Source organism: Paenibacillus sp. FSL R5-192, from assembly GCF_000517845.1.
GTDB lineage: Bacteria > Bacillota > Bacilli > Paenibacillales > Paenibacillaceae > Paenibacillus > Paenibacillus amylolyticus.
Window position 1 is genome coordinate 194,319 of sequence record NZ_ASPR01000015.1, and the last position, 22,401, is coordinate 216,719.

The 22,401-nt window shown below is 44.0% G+C and carries 14 protein-coding genes; 10 read left to right on the plus strand and 4 right to left on the minus strand.

The window, feature by feature from the left end; all coding sequences use genetic code 11:
• The first annotated feature begins 60 nt into the window (after positions 1-60).
• The 7 genes from C161_RS15755 to C161_RS15785 all read left to right on the plus strand — a co-directional run bounded on the left by C161_RS15755 (position 61) and on the right by C161_RS15785 (position 15,212).
• Positions 61-1,647 (plus strand): extracellular solute-binding protein, encoded by a 1,587-nt coding sequence (locus C161_RS15755; RefSeq protein WP_036671349.1) that lies wholly within the window; start codon positions 61-63, stop codon positions 1,645-1,647.
• Between the two features lie 315 nt (positions 1,648-1,962).
• Positions 1,963-3,480 carry a sensor histidine kinase gene (locus C161_RS15760; protein ID WP_235193828.1) on the plus strand — a complete coding sequence of 506 codons (1,518 nt, stop codon included), beginning with the start codon at positions 1,963-1,965 and terminating at the stop codon, positions 3,478-3,480.
• Positions 3,480-5,090 carry a response regulator gene (locus tag C161_RS15765; protein ID WP_036671356.1) on the plus strand — a complete coding sequence of 537 codons (1,611 nt, stop codon included), beginning with the start codon at positions 3,480-3,482 and terminating at the stop codon, positions 5,088-5,090. The genes C161_RS15760 and C161_RS15765 overlap by 1 nt, the downstream gene beginning before the upstream one ends.
• Positions 5,091-5,187: 97 nt before the next feature.
• The gene (locus C161_RS15770) at positions 5,188-7,419 is read left to right on the plus strand and encodes an FAD-dependent oxidoreductase (RefSeq protein ID WP_036671357.1); all 2,232 of its coding nucleotides are present in this window, start codon (positions 5,188-5,190) and stop codon (positions 7,417-7,419) included.
• Positions 7,420-7,436: 17 nt separating this feature from the next.
• Complete coding sequence (locus C161_RS15775) at positions 7,437-8,645, plus strand: SGNH/GDSL hydrolase family protein (RefSeq protein WP_036671359.1); 1,209 nt, start codon at positions 7,437-7,439, stop codon at positions 8,643-8,645.
• 271 nt (positions 8,646-8,916) lie between these two features.
• Entirely contained in the window at positions 8,917-13,986 is a 5,070-nt protein-coding gene (locus tag C161_RS15780; protein ID WP_036671361.1) for a golvesin C-terminal-like domain-containing protein, read from the plus strand.
• 338 nt (positions 13,987-14,324) lie between these two features.
• Positions 14,325-15,212 (plus strand): cation diffusion facilitator family transporter, encoded by an 888-nt coding sequence (locus tag C161_RS15785; protein ID WP_036671364.1) that lies wholly within the window; start codon positions 14,325-14,327, stop codon positions 15,210-15,212.
• Between the two features lie 126 nt (positions 15,213-15,338).
• Here C161_RS15785 and C161_RS15790 read toward each other — a convergent pair whose 3' ends face one another.
• The 4 genes from C161_RS15790 to C161_RS15805 form a co-directional block, all read right to left on the minus strand.
• Positions 15,339-15,809, minus strand: a complete 471-nt coding sequence (locus C161_RS15790; protein WP_036671366.1) for a ferritin-like domain-containing protein — start codon at positions 15,807-15,809, stop codon at positions 15,339-15,341.
• Between the two features lie 106 nt (positions 15,810-15,915).
• On the minus strand, positions 15,916-16,356 hold the full coding sequence (locus C161_RS15795; RefSeq protein WP_036671368.1) for a CBO0543 family protein: 441 nt from the start codon (positions 16,354-16,356) through the stop codon (positions 15,916-15,918).
• A gap of 250 nt (positions 16,357-16,606) precedes the next feature.
• Positions 16,607-17,983 (minus strand): MmgE/PrpD family protein, encoded by a 1,377-nt coding sequence (locus C161_RS15800; RefSeq protein WP_235193837.1) that lies wholly within the window; start codon positions 17,981-17,983, stop codon positions 16,607-16,609.
• Positions 17,984-18,146: 163 nt separating this feature from the next.
• On the minus strand, positions 18,147-19,106 hold the full coding sequence (locus C161_RS15805; protein ID WP_036671371.1) for a LysR family transcriptional regulator: 960 nt from the start codon (positions 19,104-19,106) through the stop codon (positions 18,147-18,149).
• Positions 19,107-19,338: 232 nt separating this feature from the next.
• Between C161_RS15805 and C161_RS15810 the strand changes: the two genes are divergently transcribed.
• The 3 genes from C161_RS15810 to C161_RS15820 are packed head-to-tail and all read left to right on the plus strand — an operon-like array spanning position 19,339 to position 22,392.
• Positions 19,339-19,896, plus strand: a complete 558-nt coding sequence (locus C161_RS15810; protein ID WP_036671376.1) for a DJ-1 family glyoxalase III — start codon at positions 19,339-19,341, stop codon at positions 19,894-19,896.
• A 12-nt stretch (positions 19,897-19,908) separates the two neighbouring features.
• Entirely contained in the window at positions 19,909-20,463 is a 555-nt protein-coding gene (locus C161_RS15815; RefSeq protein ID WP_036671378.1) for a DJ-1 family glyoxalase III, read from the plus strand.
• A 27-nt stretch (positions 20,464-20,490) separates the two neighbouring features.
• Positions 20,491-22,392 (plus strand): glucose PTS transporter subunit IIA, encoded by a 1,902-nt coding sequence (locus tag C161_RS15820; protein ID WP_036671379.1) that lies wholly within the window; start codon positions 20,491-20,493, stop codon positions 22,390-22,392.
• Positions 22,393-22,401 lie beyond the last annotated feature (9 nt).

The window sequence follows — 22,401 nt, forward strand, 5'->3', positions numbered from 1 at the left end:
GTTCCAACCTAACTTATTACGGGGAAACCGTGATAATATACAAGCAAAGGAGAGGTCAATATGCAGCGTAAAAAGATTTCATTTGCTATTCTATCGGCAATCTTAGGACTTGGAACGCTTTTGTCAGGATGTGGGGGGAATGAAGAAGTTACATCGACAACTTCGAGTAATTCGCAAGGCCAGTCTGGCCAGTTTGCAACCAAAATGAAAATCTCAATGTTTAACCAAGGCACTTTTAATGCTGCTGCTCCGGTACCTCCACGTGATGAAGATATTCAACGCCAAATGTTGGAAGAAGAGATGAACATCGACTTGGAGATGATGATTCCTCAGGCTGGGCAAGCAACAACCAAACTGAATACACTCATTGCAGGCGGGGATATTCCAGACTTGATCTTCTTGAAAAGTCGTGCTGATCTTGCGCAATATTACGACCAAGGAGTTCTTGCGGATTTAACACCGTATATGGACCAATTCCCTGAACTACAGAAACGGTTTGGCACCGACTCATGGGAGGCAATGTCCTATCAAGGAAAAACCATTGGAGTTCCAGGCTATGATAATGTAAACGGTATCAGTCGAAGCTTCTTTATCCGTAACGATTGGCTGAAAAAGCTGAATATGGAGGTACCAACGACACCTGATGAGTTGTTCGAAGTTATGAAAGCCTTTACAGAGAAAGACCCGGACGGGAATGGCAAAAACGATACGTACGGATTCATCGGCGGTATGAATAAAGAAGGTAATCTGCAAACCTATGGCTTTGATAGCTTGATGTGGATGTTTGGCGTCAATCCTCCTTCAGCCGTTGAGATAAAAGATAATGAACCGGTATTTCTGTTTATCGATCCCAAAATGAAAGAGGCGCTTGCTTACATTAATAAAATGATGGCAGCCAAGGTGGTTGACCCGGACTGGGTGACGATGAATTCGCCTGATCTGTTGGACCAAAAGATGTTTAAGGGTAGAGTTGGCTTCATGATCAGAGATGCTCGCAGACTGGAGCCGGATTATCAGCAGAAAATGAAAGAAATTAGTGGCGAGGTGCCGGAATGGATCGTTATTCCTCCGATGAAAGGTCCTTACGGTGATCAAATTGTAGAGAGAAAATCATTCCAAGGCAATTCATGGGCCATATCCGCAAAAGCGGACGAGGATAAAATCATTCGGATCTTGTCCATGCTGAATTATCTCTTTACGGATGAAGAAGCTTATCCAAACTTTGCATACGGAATCAAAGGCATCCATTGGGATGTCGTAGACGGCAAGATCAAAAATAAAACCTCCGAGTTATCAAAGGAAATGAAAGAAAAGTACCTGTGGGTTGATCATTATAGAATGCCGCGCCGTGGTGATGATGCGGAGTACTTCAGCTTCCAGAATCCGAAGACAGCGGAAGCTTTCAAGGACAATCAGCAATATGTGGGGCCAACGCTGCCCGGAAATTTATTGACCCCTGACCCTAGCGATACCTTGGATGCTGACCGCACACGTTTCATTAATGAAAGCTTGGTTAAATTTATGACGGGCAAAGAGCCTCTTTCCAACTGGGACAATTTCCTCCAGACGCTGGATACCAAGTTTGACATGCAGAAATATAAGGAAACAGCAATCCAGCAATTTAAAGAAGCCGGCCTTATCAAGTAAAAATAAACGAAGAGAGAGTGGCTATTCGTAGCCCCTCTCTTTATTAGCATATGCTATTCTTAGTTTAAAACGGGACTAAAAGGAAGATGATGGATGCGAAGAAGAATCAGCTTGCCTTTAAAATTATTTTTTATCGTGTTTGCCTTTGTATTAGGCTGCATCATCTTGATAAGCCAATTGTCTTATCGCTATGTCCAAAAGGAAATAAGAACCAATGACATTTTTTACACCAATCAAATATTAGACAAGGTTGACCAGTATTTTACCGTTAATTTTTCCTCCTTCCAGACGATTCTCTTCTCAGTTGAAACATCAGTGAAAGCCAACATTAACAATACCGAAGTGATTAAAAAGCAATTAAGAGAGCTGTATGAACTCAACAGTATTTATGTCAGTAATATTTATTTGATCAAAAGTGATTTATCCATTCTGGGTGGAAGTACACCTACTCGAATATTCGATGAACCTTTATCTGAAAGAGCACCTTTATTTGATGCGGCTGACAAAAATAGAAGGACTACCTTTGTTAGTGAACCTTACAAATCGAAGTATTCTGGCTGGACCGTTACGATGGTTCGATATCTGAACGGTGCTCCGTTTCCTATGGCCATTGCGGTTGATTTGGATCTAAATGCCATTGAAGAAACCTTGTTCAAGATTAATAAACAGGAACAAATGAATCTGGCTCTGATCACTGCGTCAGGTAAGATCATTGCCGGATTTTCTGAAAATAAAGGACCTCTGAATATTCAAGATCATTCTTTTTCGATCGGAGAGACGTCAGCGGAAGAAATTCTGGATACGACAGAAACAAACCTTCAACTGTTTACCAACGATGGTATTCCGGTCTCCCTTTTGAAAAAACCAACGGAGAAATTCAACTGGACCATCATCTCGATCAACGATGAATCACGCTTAAAAGCAGCGTTGTCCAGATTGGAAACCTATTACCTCGAGTTGCTCGCTGCAGGTCTTCTTTTAAGTTTGTTCATTTCTTTTTTGGTTGCCAAATATATAAGAAAACCACTTTATACGCTCAAAACAAAAATGAAGCAGGTAGAGCAAGGCATCCTCACAACAACAATAACCATTAATCGAAACGATGAGTTTGGAGATCTTTCACGAGCATTCGATCGTATGTTACAGCAAATTGTGGAACTGATTCGCCGGGCCGAGCTTCATAATGAACTTGAGCGGAAGCTGGAAATCCAAGTGTTACAGTCTCAAATAAACCCACATTTTCTGTATAACACACTTGGTTCAATCAGCAATGTGATACGTCTCGGACAAATAGAGAAAGTAGATGTGGTGATCGGGTCGCTCATTTCATTATTGGAGTACGGGATAGACGACGCTTCAGAGAAGGTTTCCCTACGCCAGGAATTACGCAATGTAGCAGACTATATTGAGATCCAGAACATTCGGTATAACCGAAACTTCCACTTGATTGAAAATATCGAAGCAGGACTGATGGATTTCCCAGTTTTCCGAATGCTGCTACAGCCCCTTGTGGAGAATAGTATCTTCCATGGTTATAACGGAGGGGGAATTGAGGGGCCAATTACGATTCATGCGTACAGGGAGGACAGCATCGTCATCATCGAAGTTATTGATCAAGGAGAGGGAATTCCAGCTGATAAAATAAAACATATTTTAATCTCAGAACCGAGTGAAGAGGAAGTAAAAAGGAAAAGAATCGGACTGAATAATATTCATGGGCGAATAAGACTCCACTACGGAGATCAATTCGGGCTGGATATCATTAGCATACCTAAGGAAATAACCCGTATACGCGCTGTATTCCCGGCAGAATTGCCAAAAGGAGATGCATAATGGGGAGAGACTATACCTGCTTCATTGTTGACGATGAAGACCTGATCATTCAACGATTGGAATTGTTTTTTAATGAACTCTCTCATAGGGATCGACGATTTGTTCTGGTGGGCAAAGCGAATAATGGGCTGAATGGGATCGAGGAGATCATAAAACTTAAACCGGATATCGTCATATCCGATATTGTAATGCCGCGAATGGACGGAATCTCCATGATTGAGCAGCTCAAGGCGGAGCTCCCCCATACCCAGTACATACTTCTGACCGCCTATTCATCCTTCGAATACGCTCAGCGGGCGATTCAAGCCAACGTATTGGAGTACATTGTAAAGGTTCCGCTGAGGGAAGCGGATTTGAATCGAGCGTTGGATAAGGCAGCCGGAATTTTAAATGAGTTTGAGAAAAAAGAGGCGGAGTTTCACTCGTTAAACGTATCCGTGCTTGAAAATAAATACAGAGTCCGCAAGCAATTTTTTAACGAATTGATCCGAGGTGAAATTCCTTCTCATCGGGCATCGGATTTTGCCAATCGCATGCAGTTTCATTTCTTTCAAGCCAACTATTGCTGTTTCATCGTAGAGATGAATACGTATGAAAGTTTCCGAAATGAATACGCGGCCGCAGATCAAAACATCTTGAAGTATGCGATTACAAATATCATCGAAGAAACGGTGATGAATGGTAGCAGTGGCGTAGCTGCGGATCTGTCCGATAATCGTTTTATTGGCTTTTTATCTTGGGAAAATAACCGCAGTGATATGGAAACGGAATATGCTTGTTTATCTTTGGGAGGGCAGATCATCTCTCATTTGCATCAATATTTGAATAAAAGGGTATCTGTCGCTTTTGGTGGTCCGCACCGAGGCTGGGAATCGATCAAACAGGCGTACACGCAAGCTGAAAATGTGAGTGAGGATTTCTATTATCATACCGAAAAAGTCGTAAAAACACCGATGCATCGGTTCCAATACCATAATGACAAAAAAGCAGATTTTCAACAGAAGCTGGCTGATTTTCTTATACGGCTGAAGAGGAAGATTTCCAAGGAAGAGCTGGACAATGCACTTGCCGATCTGTCGCAATTTGCTACGGACCATAAAATCCACAAGTCCATCATGGCGCCAATGATTAGAGATTTGTACAGAGACATTACCGTGAAATTTAAATCGGGGAATACGGTGGCCACGGAAGTTCCAGACTTCCCCATGGATTTTATGGCTTTTCAGGAGCAGCTCGCTTATATTGGCGACTTCACATTCGAATACGTGCATGCGGGCCAACTCTTGCATCGTGCAGAGATCATGAGTGCTATGCATTATATAGAGACAAACTTGAAACAACGTTTAACGCTGGAGGCAATTGCGGAGGAAGTGAATCTAGCGCCATCGTATTTTAGCAGCTTATTCAAAAAAACAATGAACGAAGGCGTGATCAGCTACATTAACCGTAAAAAAATCCATCTCGCCCTCGAGTTGTTAAACGTTCGAGATTATTCTTTATTGGAATTGTGCGAGGAAGTAGGCATCGTCAATGAAGGGTACTTTTGCAAACTTTTTAAAGAATATACGGGGGATACACCTAAGCAATATCGGATAAAAATGACACGGTAGGAATTCAAATAAGGATACAAAAAAATGTATGATTTTTTCGCGAAATCCTGTAAAAAAAAAGGGGTCAAAACCATTACCATGATAGGAGCATCTAATCATGGAGGTTATCAAAATGGAGCTTATGAAATCAGATGTAACCGTCATAGGTGGAGGAATTGCCGGGATATGCGCTGCCATTGCTGCCGCACGCCAAGGGTTGCTGGTTTCACTTATCAATGATCGGCCAGTTCTGGGTGGAAATGCGAGCAGCGAGGTCAGAGTTCACATTAACGGGTCGGCATATCTCGGAAACAGTCCATCCTATTATGCTCGCGAAGGCGGGTTGCTGGAAGAACTCAAACTGAAGATCTTTCATTATAATCCGTTATACAACAAAAAGCTTATGCTTTCACTTTCGGATACGGTCTTGCTTGACATGGTTTATGATGAACCCAACATTTCTCTATTTCTGAATACATGTGTGCATGAAACGGGCATGGAGAACGGCAGAATTCAATGGGTGGAGGGCCTTCAATTGGCTTCCGAAAGAAAATTTCGTTTTGAAAGCCCAACCTATATCGATTGCTCCGGTGATGGAATTGTTGGATACCAAGCAGGTGCTCACTTCCGATGGGGAAGAGAGGCGAAGTATGAATACCAGGAGGAGCTCGCTCCAGAAGTGGCAGATCATTACACGATGGGTGATACGATTCTGTTTCAAGCTCGTGACGTAAACTATTCCGTTCCTTACAAAAGGCCAGGCTTTGCGTATGATATTACGAAGCTGGAGTTTTTTGATAGTATCAGAAAAGGATTAAACCATCGATCTTTTCCAAGGAAAATCAACGGGCTTGGCGGATTGTGGTGGCTGGAATACGGCGGACATATGGATATTATCAAGAATAATGAAGACATTGCATTGGAACTGCGAAAATTGGTATACGGGATATGGGATTATATCAAAAATAGCGGTGAGTTTGATGATGTAGACAACCTTATCCTGGATTATGTATGCCCGATTCCGGGAAAGCGGGAGTCGAGACGTTTTATAGGGGAACACATGCTGTCTCAGAACGATCTTACAGAAAAGACTCATTTCGAAGATGCGGTATCCGTCGGAGGTTGGTACATGGATCTGCATGCAAATAAAGGCATCTACGATGAAGGGCCGGCCACCGCGTGGAACTTTGTGCCGGGATTGTATAATATCCCTTTTCGCAGCTTATTTTCATGCAATATTCCTAATCTCATGTTCGCTGGCCGCAATATAAGCGCTACTCATGTGGCTTTTGGATCTACAAGGGTCATGGCAACCTGTGGTTGTATGGGGCAGGCGGTAGGAACGGCTGCTGCGTTATGCGTAAAATATGATACAGACCCTGGGGACATCGTCAAAGCACATATGGATGAGCTTCAGACGCAGCTGCTTCGCGACGGGCAAACGATTGTAGGGCTTCAAGAGCCGTTAGATCCTTATTTCACAGACGGATTAACGATTCGTGCCTCGTCTCAGCGAAGCTATGAACAACTTTATCCAACCGAAGAGATCTCCTTGGAGAAAGCGTTATGTTTGGTCTTGCCGATTATGACATCCGTGGCTGAAAGCGTGAAGATCAAAATTAAAAATAGAGCCGAGCATTTGGAAACGTTGCAAGTGAAGCTGTTTGGCGGGGAGCGGAAGGAAAACTATATTCCCGCCAACGAACTGAAGGGCTACAACTTGGTGATTTCAGCGGGTCACGATGACTGGATTACACTGAACCTCAGTTGCAAGAAGCCAGAAGACGACAAAATCTACATCGTATTGGAAGGTACGTCGGACCTTGCTGTATATGGCAATGAAGAAAATATGACTGGAGCGGTTAGCTTCCTTTATAGACCGGAAGAGCCGTCCAGGCTGAAGAAACTTAATAAGAGCATTTGCTTCAAAGACCTGATACCATCCCAGGATATGTATAATCCTGCGAATGTCGTCAACGGCTTCTCCAGACCTTATGGTCTGCCGAACAGCTGGATTTCAGAACGTACAGAAGGACAGGAATGGTTGGAATTTGGTTTTGCAAGCCCCAAGAATCTGGATGAAATCAATCTTGTTTTTAATTCACAGCTGAATTTGGAGCATTTCGACGATCCGATCGAGCCATTGATTCAAGACTATGATGTGACCTTAACCTTAGAAGACGGAACCCAGAGTGAAATTAATATCCGCGGGAATTATCTTTCGTTAAATAAACATCTGGTGCATGCACAAGGTGTAACCCAAATCCGGTTTGATTTCTGTGCAACGTATGGTTCGCCTTATTATGAAGTGTTTGCTGTGAAATTTTTTGCTCCTAAAAACACTAAGTGAGGGCGGGTGAAGTCGTGATGAAGGAATTTTTCCCACGAAGAGGGCTACCTAATGTCATTCAGAAGTTGGAAAATGGGGAAACAGTAACAATCGTTTATTTTGGCGGCAGTAATACACGTTCTGAAGGATACAGGGTCATGACGGCGGATTGGCTGCGGGGGCAATATCCCAATGCGGATATCCGCTCTGTGAATGCAGGCATTGATGGGACAGGATCGGACCTTGGCTGCGCCCGTTTGGAGACAGATGTACTGCGTCATCAGCCTGATCTCGTATTTGTTGAATTCGTTGGCAACGATGGCGGAGTTCCCGAATCCAAGGCGCGGATCGAAGGCATTGTCCGACAGATTCGCAAGCGGAGCCGGTTTACCGATATCCTGTTTGTATATACGGTTAAGGAGCGGGATTTGACCTCATTTCAATCCGGCGAATACCAGAAGGGCGCTCTTATGCAAGAGGAAGTCGCCGACTATTACGGCATTCCTTCCATCCATCTGGGCGTAGCGGTCAGTCAATTGGTTTCGGATGGAAAGCTTATTTTTACTTCAAGAGCAGATGTGTCCATCCCCGGAGCCGTTATTTTCACGCATGATTCGATCCATCCAACGATTCCCGAAGGACACCAGATCTACACAGACACCATCATTCGGTCGTTTGAGAAAATCAGAGAACTTCGAGATCACGTGGGAAAAGTCGAACATCACTTGCCGCAGGACCCCTTGGTCCCGTCCAATCCTTGGGAGTATGCAACCATGCTGCCACTGGATCGTCTTACTCATTTTTCCGCAGGGTGGTCTTACATGACCCCTGATGATTTTCCTTTAGTGCGTGAGTATGATTGGTTGTTCCCTGGTCTATGGCGAGCAGTTGATCCCGGAGAGGCGATCACAGTGGAGTTTGAGGGAACCCACATCGGCTTATTTGATATCGGGGGGCCGGATTCTGGCCGATTGAAGGTGTCGGTGGATGGAGGGGAACCCTTCCTTATTGATCGATTCACACCCTATAACGATCATAATCGAAATCAATATGTTTTCTTGCCGGAGCTACCAAATGGGAAACATACCGTTCGCTTCGAGATCGATCACGAGAAAACTGACAAAGCGGCCGTGTTTGAGGCAAGTGGCAATGAACGAAGTATGGAACATATTCGGCAGCATCCTGCTTGGTATGATCAAACGGTCATTCAGCTTGGAAAGTTGTTATTGGTACAGCCGCCATTATAATTGATGGGTTCACTTGGAACACTTGGAAGACCTATATTCTATCTGACTGCAACTGAGCAATCAATTAGGATGTAGGTTTCTTTTTTTACTTAAAATCGTATAAGAAATTCTTAAAATGAAAGAAATTTCACCGTAATCTAACATGCTAAGATAAAAACGACAGAGCGGGATTAGGCAGAAGGGGAAGGTTAAGTGCTTTTTTACGATCATTAGAGCAGAAGGCAATGCATTTATGGAAGCGTTATCATTTTAAGGAGAGGCTGTGAATTGTATGGTCAAAAGGAAGCTGTTTTTCTTCATCGTTTTCATGTTGACGGTCGTAGTTCCTTCCAGCCTGATCGGAATAAGGACCGCTTATGCGGAGACCTTACCTTATCAGACGATTATCATCGATGACGGGAGTATCAAGATCAATGATGTTGTGACACCTGATGCGGGTAACGAGAACAATGGATATGCGGCTCCGAATTGGACTACAAGCACAGGGGTGAAGGGGTATGATCTTTCCAGCACCAAATATACGAGTACAGCAGGCAGAACGATAACATGGAATCCACGCTTGGAAGCAGGAACGGCGAAAATATCGTTCTATAAGCTGGATTGGGCGGATAAGGCTGATAGCAATGTAAAAATCGAAATTGTTCATAATGGAACAACGGATGTAGTCTTTATGGATCTAAGACCCTCATCTGGCGCTCCAGCAGGGTGGGTTGATTTGGGAGAGTACTATTTTTCTGGAGTTGGTGAAGAATTCGTTCAATTGACCCGTTCTACCGGCACCACAAACACGATCCTTACACGCGCGGATGCGGTCAAGTTCGAAGGGAATATAACGCAGAAAGAGCCACATAAGACAATCATCATTGATGATGGGAGCCTCACAATTGATCATGTCGTTACGGTTGATTCCGGCAACGCTAATAACGGATTCTCCGCTCCATATTGGAGCACAAGCGCTGGAGTGAAGGGATACAATAATTCCAGTTCCAAATTTACAGACGCTGTAGGTAGAAGCATCACCTGGAATCCACGCTTGGAAGCAGGGACTGCGAGGATATCGTTCTATAAGCTGGATTGGGCGGATAAAGCAGACAGTAATGTGAAAATTGAGATTGTTCATAACGGGATAACAGATGTCAAGTTTATGGATCTAAGACCTTCTTCAGGTCCATCGGTTGGTTGGGTGGATCTGGGGGAGTATGAGTTTAGTGGTGATGATAGCGAATTTGTCAGGCTGACTCGAACACAGCCTTCTACGGGTACAATTATTACGCGGGCTGATGCAGTCAAGTTCGAGGGGAATATCCTTCAACAAGAGCCACCGCTCCCCCCACTAAGGAGCCGTACCTTAGCAAATCTTAGTTACACAGAGAAAGGCAGCATCGAAAATGCGAACTACAAAGCAACCTTCCATGAGGCAGTATGGGATGGAGGCAAATCCATCGTTCGTGACATGTTCTACAAAAACACGGAGACAGGGAACTGGGTTCCAATCAATAATGAATCGGAAAGACTTGAGGAACAATGGGTTTTATTGGATGGGAATGCGGGCAGCCGAACCAATTACTACGATACGATGAACAAACGCTGGATTACATTTGACGGGATCACTTTTCCCGACAACCACACGGCGGTATTAACGGATTCCTCGCATGGCAGTGATTACGATTTTGAAGTGAACTGGTCCATGGCAGGGGATAAACCAGATGTTTCCTTTTCTTTTACACCTCGCCGGGACGGCAACTATGTGATTGGATATCAGTCCTTCACAACAGAGGCAGTCTCGGGCATCAATGAAGTGTTAAATGGATTCAGGTCACATGCCAAAATGGTAGGTACGGTGGAATCAACAAGTTTAAGAGAGCTGAGCGCTCCGATGAGCCTGGTTGAGAAAAAAGATGGTGCGGGAAATCCATTAACGTATGGCGTATTTGTACCTTCGGCAGAGCTTCCGGTTGAATTTGAACCGACGGGAGGTGTGACGAAACAACGGCTTGGCATGAGCCTGGTCAACAACGAAGGCAGTGTGCAACCAATCCTGTATGCCCCTCAATTAGGGACTTATTCGCAAATGACCGCAGAAAACACCTATCAATTTCATATGGGGCTAATCGCTCAAAAAAGCAATCTATATGAGTCCTACGTGGATATTCTTCGCAATGAGTACGATTATTCGGCATACCGGGAAAATGTGTCAGATCAGTCGCTTACTGACGCGATGTTTAATATGATTGATCTCCTTAAAATTGAGCCGCAAGGGGACGACTCTGTGAATTATGTCCCATCACCCAGCGGGTGGTGGAGCCGTGCCAAGGGTTTTATAGATATCGAAAACGAGGATAGCGTCCGAACAAGCTCAAATGCAGTTCTTTTGGGAGCTTATTATTTAACTGGGGATGACCAGCTATACGATACGAGAGCACTGCCGTCCGTCCAGTATGGCCTATCGCGAAATGGTATTGGTTGGTCGCCAACTCAGAAGAAAGTATACGGTGTGCCTTCCTTATGGAAAATGGCTACTCTGCCATTTGATGTTTCAAGCGTAGCGGCTGTTAATCAGATGATGGGCACTACAGCTGGTATTGGGGCGCTGGCACAGGAAGAATACCTCGTACGTGACCCGGATCAGAAAGACCGCGGGCCTGTCATTCAGCCCCTGATGATGTATCGGATGACGGGAGATGCACAGTATTTGCAAGCTGCGAAGGATGCAGCCGACAGTTATATCGCGCAACATATTGATACGCCTGCATCAGTCGATGTGAGTAAAAATGAGTTCATTTATTATTATAGCAAGCTGTGGATGGAGATCTTGGAGCTATATGAGGAAACTCAGGATCCCAAATACTTGGATGCCGCCTATAAAGAAGCCAAACGCTATGCGACCATGTTTGTTGCTCGTCCAGTTCCTGAAGGTAACGTTACAATTCCTCAGCCGGAGACATATAATTACGCCGAGTCGTTCCATTGGCCGGAAAGTGGTAAATTTCAATATCCTAGACTCAAGCTTCCCGAAGATATTGCCGGAGGTGTTCAAGCGGAGCGTTGGCTTATTTCACCGAGCGGATTGACGTTTGAAGCAGGAAGTACAACCGGCTATTATCGGATGAATGCTCAGGAAGCTCCGTTCATGCTGAGATTGTCGCTCTATACAGGGGATGAACTGCTGCAGGATATTGCTCATAATGCGGTTATTGGACGATATTCCAGTTATCCAGGTTATTATTATAAGGGTTTCGCCGTTAGTCAACTTGAACCAGACTTTCCTCTGGAAGGCCCCAGCGGGGCTACATCCATCTATTATCACCATATCCCGGGGCAACTCGGGCAAACGATGGATTATTTGATCAGCGAACAATCATTAAAATCAAACGGGAGCATTACGTTTCCTTCCGTATTTGAAACGAATTTTTTATGGTTCAAATATCACCTCTATGGGAATAAACCAGGTCAATTTTATGGTAACTCCGACGTTTGGCTCTGGATGCCTAAGGGGATTATTAAGACCAACCATCCTCAATTAAACTGGATAACGGGTGAGAGCGGGGATAAATTTTACATCGGATTAAGCAATGCATCGTCTGAAGAAGTTCAGACTCCAATTGAATTAAACGAACAGATCATTGGATTCAATCCGGCACAAGATTACGCCGTAACAATCATCCGTGACAATGGGACACCAGAGCAAACAGTTATGAGTGGTGGAATCATTCAAGCTACGGTTTCAGGCAAGGGCATCACCGCGATCATTGTAGAAGGACTTAACATTAATGTGCCGCTGCATCAGGTTAGAACGGCTGATACATCGGGTGCAAGCTATTTCTTTGATACCCACAGTCCAATTGATGCGGTTAAAGGCATGCTGATCGTTAAGCCCGACGAAACGGTTTATGATGCTTATGTGCAGGCCAAAACGACAAAACCAGCGACAATCCATTATTCCTTGGATGGCGGGGCCACGTACACGGCCATCCCAGATACGATCTATCCGATGGAATGGTCGATACGAGTGAATGATTTATCCCAAACTTTCACGTATTACGTGGAATCGGAGGGGAAACAGACCCGTAAGCGGACACTCTATCTGCCGGATCAGGTATCGGAAACTCCAGTTCAACCCGATGGGCAGGATAGCTCAACCATCATCGTGGATAATACGGAGGCGGAGACAGAAGGCGTCTGGATAAGGGATACGACGGCTAACGATTATTATTATGATAACTATGTGTATGCCAAATCTACGACCGGCACAGCGACAAGCAAAATGAGATGGCGGCCTGAGCTTCCAGAAAGTGTCACTTACAGTGTGTATTATAAGATTCCGCAAATCACGGCTGCGAGTGAAAATTGGGCAACAAATGTCTCATTTACCGTTTATCATAGCGGAGGCTCCGATACGGTGACAGTTGATGAGACAACAGCGAATGGTACTTGGGTGCACCTGGGGGATTATCCTTTTGCTGCAGGCGATAGCGGGTACGTGGAACTAACCAATAAGGCCAATAAGTCCAGAGTCGTTGCCGATGCAATCATGTGGGTGGACCCAAACAGGGTACCGCAATTGGTGTCTGCTGTGATCCTGTCCGATCGGAACGAACTGCAGATGACTCAAACCGCACAACTGAGCGTAACCGGTTATTTGGATAACGGTTTGGTCGGTGATCTTACACAGGCCGATGTGCAGTATTTCGTTGATCGTACGGATCTGGCCGAAGTGAATAGCAGTGGGGTGTTGACCCTTCTTAATCTTGATGGAGACACGGATCACATTGAGGTATGGGCTACGGTTACGATTGACGGAGTGACCTTAACCACACCGCCTTTGAACATCACGATCAGGGACCTAACGGTTATCGTCGATAGTACAAATACAACGGGGTTATACACGACAGAAGGGTCGTGGAGCCAAAGCAATTTAGCCGGATACAAAATTGGGGTTAAATCCCGCTATTCAACAGTTCAAGGTTCATCAGCAACGTGGAAAGGCCAGTTCCCAGAGGGGAAATATACGATCTCGATCTATAAACTCGTCCATACGACCGCAAACGATAACAATGTCAAAGTGGAAGTGAAGCATAAAACGGGTACCGAGGTCACCTATATCGATGCAACGGCCGGCTCATCGGGTTGGGTTAATCTGGGGACGTTCGACTTTACGGGTGACGGTAGCGAGTATGTCCGGTTAACCAGAGTTTCGCCTACCACGGTAGACCCGCCAACGCTTCCTGCGGATATGATCTATACGAGGGTTGACGCTGTTATGTTCGAACGGCATTCTGATGATGATTCGGAAATGCTAGCCAATGATGAGGTGCAAGATGAACCGACACTTTCTGAATAAGGGCAGTGAATTATGAATTGAAGTGGAACAACGGTAAGTGATGTTATACAAATTATTGTAAAATAACGCTAAGAGCCGAGTGGATCAAAACGATCCATTTGGCTCTTTGTGTCTAAGTGCAAGAAAGTGTGGTTACAAGGGAAGGCAGTCGGCCACCTTCCTCTTACCACCCATTATTCATTTAAGTTTGCCAAATCCAACTTTTTTGGATGCTCGTAAAAAAATTGCCGCTTTCAGATTATGTTTCGTCACACTCAAAACGTTTCTCTAGACCCACACAAATCTTCAATGGTACCATCATACACGTGCTTGAATTGAAGATTGCAGGAGGATATCAGGTGGATCAACTTAAATACGATAATCTAAAGCTGGGGGAGCGCGGAGCTATCATCAGCATTATCGCCTACATATGTTTGACCGTATTAAAACTGATCGTTGGCAATATGGCCGGATCAGAAGCGCTCAAGGCGGATGGATTAAACAATGCCACCGATATTGTGGCCTCAATAGCTGTACTGATCGGTTTGAAGCTTGCCCAACGCCCAGCCGACACAGATCATACATATGGTCACTGGAGAGCAGAGACCGTTGCGTCACTAGTTGCTTCTTTCATTATGATGGCAGTAGGTTTACAAGTACTGTTTGAAGCCATTAGTTCTGTGTTCCGGGGTACACATGAATCTCCGGATATCATCGCTGGGTACACAGGCATTTTCTGCGCAGTTATCATGTATCTGGTCTATCGCTATAACAAGAGACTTGCTACTCGTATTAAAAGTCAGGCAGTCATGGCTGCGGCTCGTGATAACATTTCCGATGCCTGGGTGAGCACCGGTACGGTCATTGGGATCGTGGGTTCCCAGTTCGGCCTCCCATGGCTGGACCCTGTAACGGCTGTCATCGTAGGTTTCCTGATCTGCAAGACCGCTTGGGACATTTTCAAGGAAGCCACACATCATCTGACGGACGGTTTTGATGTTGAACTGATTCAGGAGTACAAAAAAACGATTGCCGGAATTGACAGCGTAGAGACAGTTAAAGACGTGAGAGCGCGGAACTATGGCAATAACGTTGTAGTAGACGTTGTCATAACAGTTGATGCTGAGCTGGATCTTCAACAAGCACACGATATCTGTACAGACGTAGAGAACGAGTTGATGGAGGAGCATGACGTTTACACCGTTCACGTTCATGTGGAACCTGATATGTTAAAAGACTGCATTTAAGCCCAGGATTATAAAAGAGCGACTCGGCAAAGCAAAAAAACCAGTGAGCTTTAATTATTCACTGGTTTTTGCTGATTTCAATTTTCATTTTTAAAAGAATACGCGCGTTGTTTATCCCATACATGACTATCTCGGCAAATTGTAGGTAATCAGATTGTTATATTTATCCGCATGTTTCTGTTCGTCCAGGATGATCCCCCACACCGTGTCTTTATATATGCCATAAGGGAGACCAAACCATATTTTTCTATACTTTTCCACGGCCGCCAATTCACCCTGAAACGCCTTTTGCAGTCCGGCAAGATAAGAGGTGACCGTTTCAACCGGCTCACTGCTTATGCCCGTAATCTCCTGACCTGTCAGATCCTTGTACATTTGGCGGAACATTTGATTATGTCCTCGTTCATCATTGCGGATGCTCGTGATGATGGCAGCCTGATTGGCATCGGGCGACAACTGAATCAGTGAATCATAGAACACCTCATCGTTTCGTTCTCCTTGCACAGCCGTTTTGATTAATTCAAGTGCTTCGGCTGATGATGTTGCCCATACCGGAGTAAAAGTGTACCTGTAACCATAAGGATATGCCACATACATTACGAATCCCTCCAAGACAAATATGAGTTAAGATATGCACGTATGCCCATCAGCGTTAACCCATATCATCTGTCCTGCCTTATTAGTGGAAAGCTTCAGTAAAACTTCACTTGGTATACCTCAATATTTTACTGTAACCATAAGCAAGAACAAATGGCAGGAGGTATGACACAAAGGTCCAAATTATGTTCCATCCATTAAAATAAATGACATGCCCCATCATTTTGGCAACCCATTCGATTAATGTCAGCGACAATGATGCAACAAGAATCGCCAACCATGGCTTGGCGCCTTTTTCTGAAATCATATACATCATCAGGCAACCAGCGATCGGATAGACTCCAAGATCCATTGGAAGAGCAGCCAAGGATTGATTATGAGTATTTGGCATAATATTCCAGAAGTAATTAAATCCGATATTGTTGATGGATGCTGAAATAGCCACACCAAGTGGATAATATAGAATAAGGATTGTAAAGTTCCGACGCAGAATCCATACACCCAATATAATGGGAATGACCATACCCAACAGAATGTTTCCTAACATGCCATTTTCCTCCAAAGCTTTGTTACTTCTGTAGTTTCACTATAAGCCGCATCAGCATTTATCGGATTTCTCTCACTTCAATACAAGTGGTGTTGTATAAGTTAACCAACTCCATGGGATATAATGCATATTAGCAAATTCGAAATAGGCTTGTGTGAGTCCAAACGTTAAAAAGGCCGCTTATCCAACAAGGGTAAGCGACCTTTTTTAGCGCATTTAGTAAACTTACATTAATGCAGTTTAAATTCGTTTAAAAACGGAGCAGCTTATCCACATGATTCATATGTTCCAGATTACGAATAAACTCGTATCGTTCTTGTTTTGTTCCATTAAATGGTGTTTCTAAAAGAAATTGATTGAATTTCTGTTCAAGCATATTCCAGCCAAACGGAGTTTCCATATCGCCTAGAGGTACAGGCATCCACCGTTCATATATATTGCCATCATGTGTTGTTATAACAACATGGGCAGCGCAAAAATGAGTTGGATGATCAGCCAGATATTGCTGCACTTCATCATCCAGGGTTACTGTAATTTTTTGCACCAGTTCCTGAACCTCCGGATCGGTAAAGCTATTGAATATTAATTCCTCTGAGTCCATACGACCGTATTTAAGAGCCACGGCTGAAGTGAATTGTGTGCTGGCCTGTGCTCCGATTGCGGTCTTAGGCTTAGGATTCGTCAGACGATATACAAATGAAGAGGTCCTCACATCAACAGACTTGATCTTGGATGGTGTTAAACTATAGTCTTCGCGAAGTTCCAACATAGCATCCAGAGTGGCGTGTAATCCACGCTGGCAGGCATGACGTTTGAAATAAATGTAAGTCACTTTAAAATCAGTTCCCAGTCCTTCCAGCACATGACTTGTGTCACAATGCCCGCTTGTTCCTTTGAAGGCCTGGAAGAATCCATATTTTCCTTCCAAAGCTGCATCAGGACCCGTGAAACCACAGGATGCCAGTCTCACGGCCCTTAATCCGGTCAATGCCGCCCAGCCACTGCATAAAATTTTCCCTGAAGTTCCATCATTCTGATATTCAATCAAACCTCCTGTGAACAGAGAAGCAATCCCCATCGCATCCTTGGTCTGCTTGGCATCTGCATTTGTTAATTTACTTACCAAGGCCGCTGCTGCGACAGCGCCGCATACCCCGGTAGCATCAAATCCTCTTTCCCGGTACATAAATGGATTGATCGCTTCGCCTAACCTAGCATATACGTCATAAGCCGCAACAATGGCGGTGATCATCTGTTTCCCATCGTTTCGGTGGAGCTGAGCCATACTTAGCAGGAGCGGAACAAGCACAGATCCAGGGTGGCCCATGGCGTGGCGATAGCCGTCATCCAGGTCTGCACAACGTGCCATCATGGTATGAATGAAGACAGCATGATCTGTACTAGTGCGAACATCCTGTTCACCTATCAATGAGACCAAGTCTTCATTTTTAATAATAGAGTCAGCCAATCTTGCATATTCCAAAATACGTTCACTTGTTTCGGAGTATCGACCAAATACCATATTACCGTAAGAGTCCAATATTACCTGTTTACCTACTTCGATAGCCCTCTCGGAGAGATCCTCATATTGAAGACGGGTTATGTAGTTGGCAAGTTCTACAATCATATGATTCACAACAGTTCACCTCGTTATTTTGACTTCAATCCGCAAATACACGGGAAGTTTACATAACAGAAATATAAAGTTGTCATGATGTTGAACTCAAGCACAAGTTAACTGCACTAACTCAACTTTTGTATGCACATAAGTAATTGAACGCCAATATGATTCAATTGCTTTGATGCAATGAAGGGGTGCAATAACGTTTGACTATTTTTTTAAAATCCTCTACGTAAGAGGGGAAAATTTTAGATTTGTGATAGATCAATGCAAGCGGGTGAAGATAAGAAAAATCAGCGATTGGAAATACATGAAGGTGAGAATTCGTATGATTAGACTCATTTAATGCATGAATCCCTGAAAGATACATCGTTAATGAAAAACTGGCCGCGTAATCCTCAGCACACAAAAGGTGATGGATATCCGGTTGCGTCAATTCGTTAATACAATGCAGGGATATGTTACGTTCAGAGAGATGTTTATCGAGCAAAATACGGGAATTGAAGTTTTTCTTATTCAGAACAAAGGGGACATGTTGAAACAGACTCAAATCCGCGCCCTGATTAAATGTTTCGATGCACTCGGGATATTGATCAGGGAAATACTGCTTGAGCAAATTGTCCGAGATCACCATGTACATCTGCTCAAGCAGAATCGTTTCATACTTTACATTTTGCGTTACGATATTGTCCACACCCGAGAGAAACAGATCCAGTGAATTGTTTAACACCATCTCCTGCATTTGCGGTGAGGTTGTACGATGAATTTTAAGCTCCACTTTGGGATGCAGGGCATAAAATTCTTTTAATAATTTCGGCACGATAATGGGATAGCGCCCTTCGGTAACGCCAAAATGAATCGTGCCTGACTTATCCTCTTTAAGATCAGTAAGTTGATTCTCCATGTTTTGATCCAGCAGCTCAATTTGACGAAGCGTATCTTGCATAATTTTCCCCGCTGCTGTCAGCGCAATTTTAGGTTTTCTTTCGAAGAACGCAACACCATGTTTTTCTTCCAAGCTTTTTAGGTATTTGCTGAGTGATTGATGGGAAATATATAGTCGTTTCGCTGCATTGGAAATGTTTAACTCTTCGGACAGAACCAAAAAATATTTATAGTTATTAAGCATGCATACCTCCTGAGGTAATCTTTTGTGTGACTCTGATGTAAACACTATAGATGCAACACGGTTAAAGATCATCATACTGCAACTATTAGTTGCATACAAGCAATCTAAATGTGCTTTGGGGTTGCGAATATCTATGATAAATTATGAATGTATTCACGATGTCCATAGCGGTGTAAGCGTGAGCAATATGCAAATGTCTGCTCCAAAATATAATTAACAGGAGGTTATGTGCGTGAGTAAAGTTGCAGTTCTATTAGCAGAAGGATTTGAAGAAAGTGAGACCCTGACGATTGTTGATATTTTGAGAAGAGCACATATCGAATGTCACATGATTAGTACAGCGGGTGAAATGGTTCGTGGTAGTCATGACATCGTGGTCAAGGCTGATGCGCTTATCAGTGAAGATGTTAAAACCTACGATATGATTGTACTCCCTGGAGGAATGCCTGGGGCCGCTAATCTTCGTGATGATGACCGTGTAATTCAACTTATTCAGGAAATGAACCAGTCCGGCAAATATGTAGCAGCCATGTGTGCAGCACCTCTTGCACTAGGCAAAGCAGGTGTGTTGGAGAACAAAAATTTTACCGCTTATGTAGGTTATGATCAGAAAATTGAAACGAGCGGTACTTTTAAAGAAGATATTGTTGTTAAAGATGGAAATCTGATTACAAGCCGCGGCCCTGCGACGTCTTATGCTTTCGCTTTTGCATTAGTGGATGCCTTAGGCGGAGACAGTATGGTTGTCAAAAATCGTATGGTTTATTTCAATGCATTTGATGCTGAATAGGAGGGAACTGAAATGACGAATAAAGTAGCAGTATTGATGGCGGAAGGTTACGAAGAGGGCGAAACGCTGACGATTGTTGATATTTTGAGAAGAGCCGGCCTGAATTGTGACACGTTTTATTTTGGCGATAAGCTGGTTAAGGGCATGCACGGCATCTTTGTAGAAGCAGACAAACCTTTTGGCGAAGAAGTAAAGCAGTATGACATGATCGTTCTGCCGGGAGGCCGCCCAGGTGGACAAAACCTGAAGGAAAATCCGGATGTAATTGACATGGTGCAGTACTTCAATCAGAACAATAAGTACATTGGCGCAATGTGTTCCGGTACGGTGGTACTGTCCGATGCAAAGGTCATTGAGGGCAAACAGGTAACAGGTTATGTAGGGTACGCTGAGAAATTGATTGGCGGCATCTTCAAGGATGAAGTCGTCGTAGCTGACCAGAATCTCGTTACAAGCCAAGGGCCTGCAACACCTTATCCATTTGCATACAAAATTGCAGAAATCTTCGGCAAAGATACATCAGGCCTACGTGAAAAGATGTTATACAACTTTGCCGGAGGCAAGTAAAGACAGCTAAGAGGGCGGGGGAATCATATGAAAACAGAGGAATTGGCTAAGGAGATTATCGCTAACATTGGACAGGATAATATTACGTATGCCACGCATTGTGCAACCAGATTGAGATTCAACGTAAAAGATGAGTCTCAGGTTAACTTGAAAGCGCTTGATCGACTGGAAGGTGTCTTGCGAGCCCAGTTTAACAGCGGTCAGTTACAGATCATCATTGGCGCAAAAGTGAAAAGCGTTTTTGACGCAGTAAGTGAAAAGCTTGACTTGGAAAATCAGGACATTGAAGTGAAAGCAGTACAACAAAAAAAGAATGTGATTTCCCGAGTCGTGGAAACGGTGGCAGGTATATTCGGGCCAGTCATTCCAGTGTTGATTGGGTGCGGTATGGTGAAGTCTGTGCTTGCAATCCTGACGACAATGAATCTTCTTGAGACAACAAGTGGTGCGTACCAAACCTTTAGTCTGATTAGCGATCTTATTTTCTATTTTTTCCCCTTCTTCCTTGCAGTGAGCGCGGCCAAGAAGTTCAAAACCAACGAATATCTGGCTGTGGCCCTTGCCGGGGCTTACATGTATCCCACCATTATGGAAGGTGCAGCAAAAGTGGCAGAGACGGGTGTTACCAGTTTAAGCTTTTTCGGCCTTCCATTATTGCTCGTGAACTATAAATCAACGATCATTCCGATTATTATTTCGGTTTGGGTGATGAGCTACGTCTACCGATTTGTTAATAAGCGAATACCCGATATGTTTAAAATTTTGTTTGTGCCGATGATTGTGTTGTTCATTATGGTTCCACTTGGGTTAATTGTTTTCGGACCTTTAGGAACCTACTTCGGCAGTGGAGTTGCTCAAATTGTAACGTATTTGTATACGGTGAATGGCGTCATTGGTGCATTTTTATTTGGAACATTCAGACCCCTTCTAATTATATTTGGCATGCATTACGCGATTACCCCAATTAACAGCCAGCTGATTGCTGAATATGGATACTCGGTAATTTCACCTGCAAACTTGACTGGAAATCTGGCTCAAGCCGGGGCATGTATTGGTGTATTCCTCTTATTGAAACATAAAGCGAGCAAATCCAGTGCTCTATCCAGTGGTGTAACGGCGATGTTTGGTATTACCGAACCGGCTATCTTCGGATTCAACCTTAAGTACAAGCGCCCATTTATCTGTGCGATGCTTGCAGGAGGTATCGGAGCAGCTTACATCAATTTCTGGGGTGGAGGAGCAACGGCTCTGATTCTGCCAGGTATCCTGGCCTTGCCAACCTATATCGCTGACAGTTATATACACATCATTATCGGGGTAGCAATCAGCATTACGCTTGCACTGGTTGCCGTCTTGATCTGGGGAATTGAAGAAGAGATTCCAGCTCCAGTTACTGCAAGTGTTGGCAATGGAACAGATGGTTCTGCTGCCGCTAATGTGATTACGTCGACCTCAGAATCCCATGCTTTGACTCGACCAACCGGAACACTAATCATTGGCTCTCCGATTAACGGAACAGTTAAAAATATAACGGAAATCGACGATCCCATCTTTGCTCTGGGGAGCGGTGCCGCAGTTGAATCAATCGACGGCAAAGTATACGCGCCATTTGACGGAAAGGTTGTATCGCTGTTCCCAACCAAACATGCCATTGGACTGATGTCGAATGAGGGTGTGGAGATGCTTGTTCATGTAGGCATTAACACCGTCAAGCTGAAAGGAAAGCATTTCACAGCTTATGTGCAGCAGGATCAGGTGATTAAGCAAGGAGATCTGTTGATCGAATATGATCATGAAGCTATACGCGCAGCAGGATTTGATACGGTCGTGCCCATCATTATATCAAATACTTTTGAATATCAGAGTGTTGAGCAGATTGCTGAGGATCGGGTTGTCCAAAACGAAGCATTATTACGCATTCAAGCTTAGAGGTGGTAA

Bases quoted from the DNA above. Each gene is read 5' to 3' on its own strand.
- C161_RS15795 (WP_036671368.1), bottom strand. From the start codon at position 16,356: ATGTTAGGAAACATTCTGTTGGGTATGGTCATTCCCATTATATTGGGT.
- C161_RS15820 (WP_036671379.1), top strand. From the start codon at position 20,491: ATGAAAACAGAGGAATTGGCTAAGGAGATTATCGCTAACATTGGACAG.
- C161_RS15800 (WP_235193837.1), bottom strand. From the start codon at position 17,983: ATGATTGTAGAACTTGCCAACTACATAACCCGTCTTCAATATGAGGAT.
- C161_RS15775 (WP_036671359.1), top strand. From the start codon at position 7,437: ATGAAGGAATTTTTCCCACGAAGAGGGCTACCTAATGTCATTCAGAAG.
- C161_RS15780 (WP_036671361.1), top strand. From the start codon at position 8,917: ATGGTCAAAAGGAAGCTGTTTTTCTTCATCGTTTTCATGTTGACGGTC.
- C161_RS15770 (WP_036671357.1), top strand. From the start codon at position 5,188: ATGGAGGTTATCAAAATGGAGCTTATGAAATCAGATGTAACCGTCATA.
- C161_RS15790 (WP_036671366.1), bottom strand. From the start codon at position 15,809: ATGTATGTGGCATATCCTTATGGTTACAGGTACACTTTTACTCCGGTA.
- C161_RS15805 (WP_036671371.1), bottom strand. From the start codon at position 19,106: ATGCTTAATAACTATAAATATTTTTTGGTTCTGTCCGAAGAGTTAAAC.
- C161_RS15765 (WP_036671356.1), top strand. From the start codon at position 3,480: ATGGGGAGAGACTATACCTGCTTCATTGTTGACGATGAAGACCTGATC.
- C161_RS15755 (WP_036671349.1), top strand. From the start codon at position 61: ATGCAGCGTAAAAAGATTTCATTTGCTATTCTATCGGCAATCTTAGGA.
- C161_RS15815 (WP_036671378.1), top strand. From the start codon at position 19,909: ATGACGAATAAAGTAGCAGTATTGATGGCGGAAGGTTACGAAGAGGGC.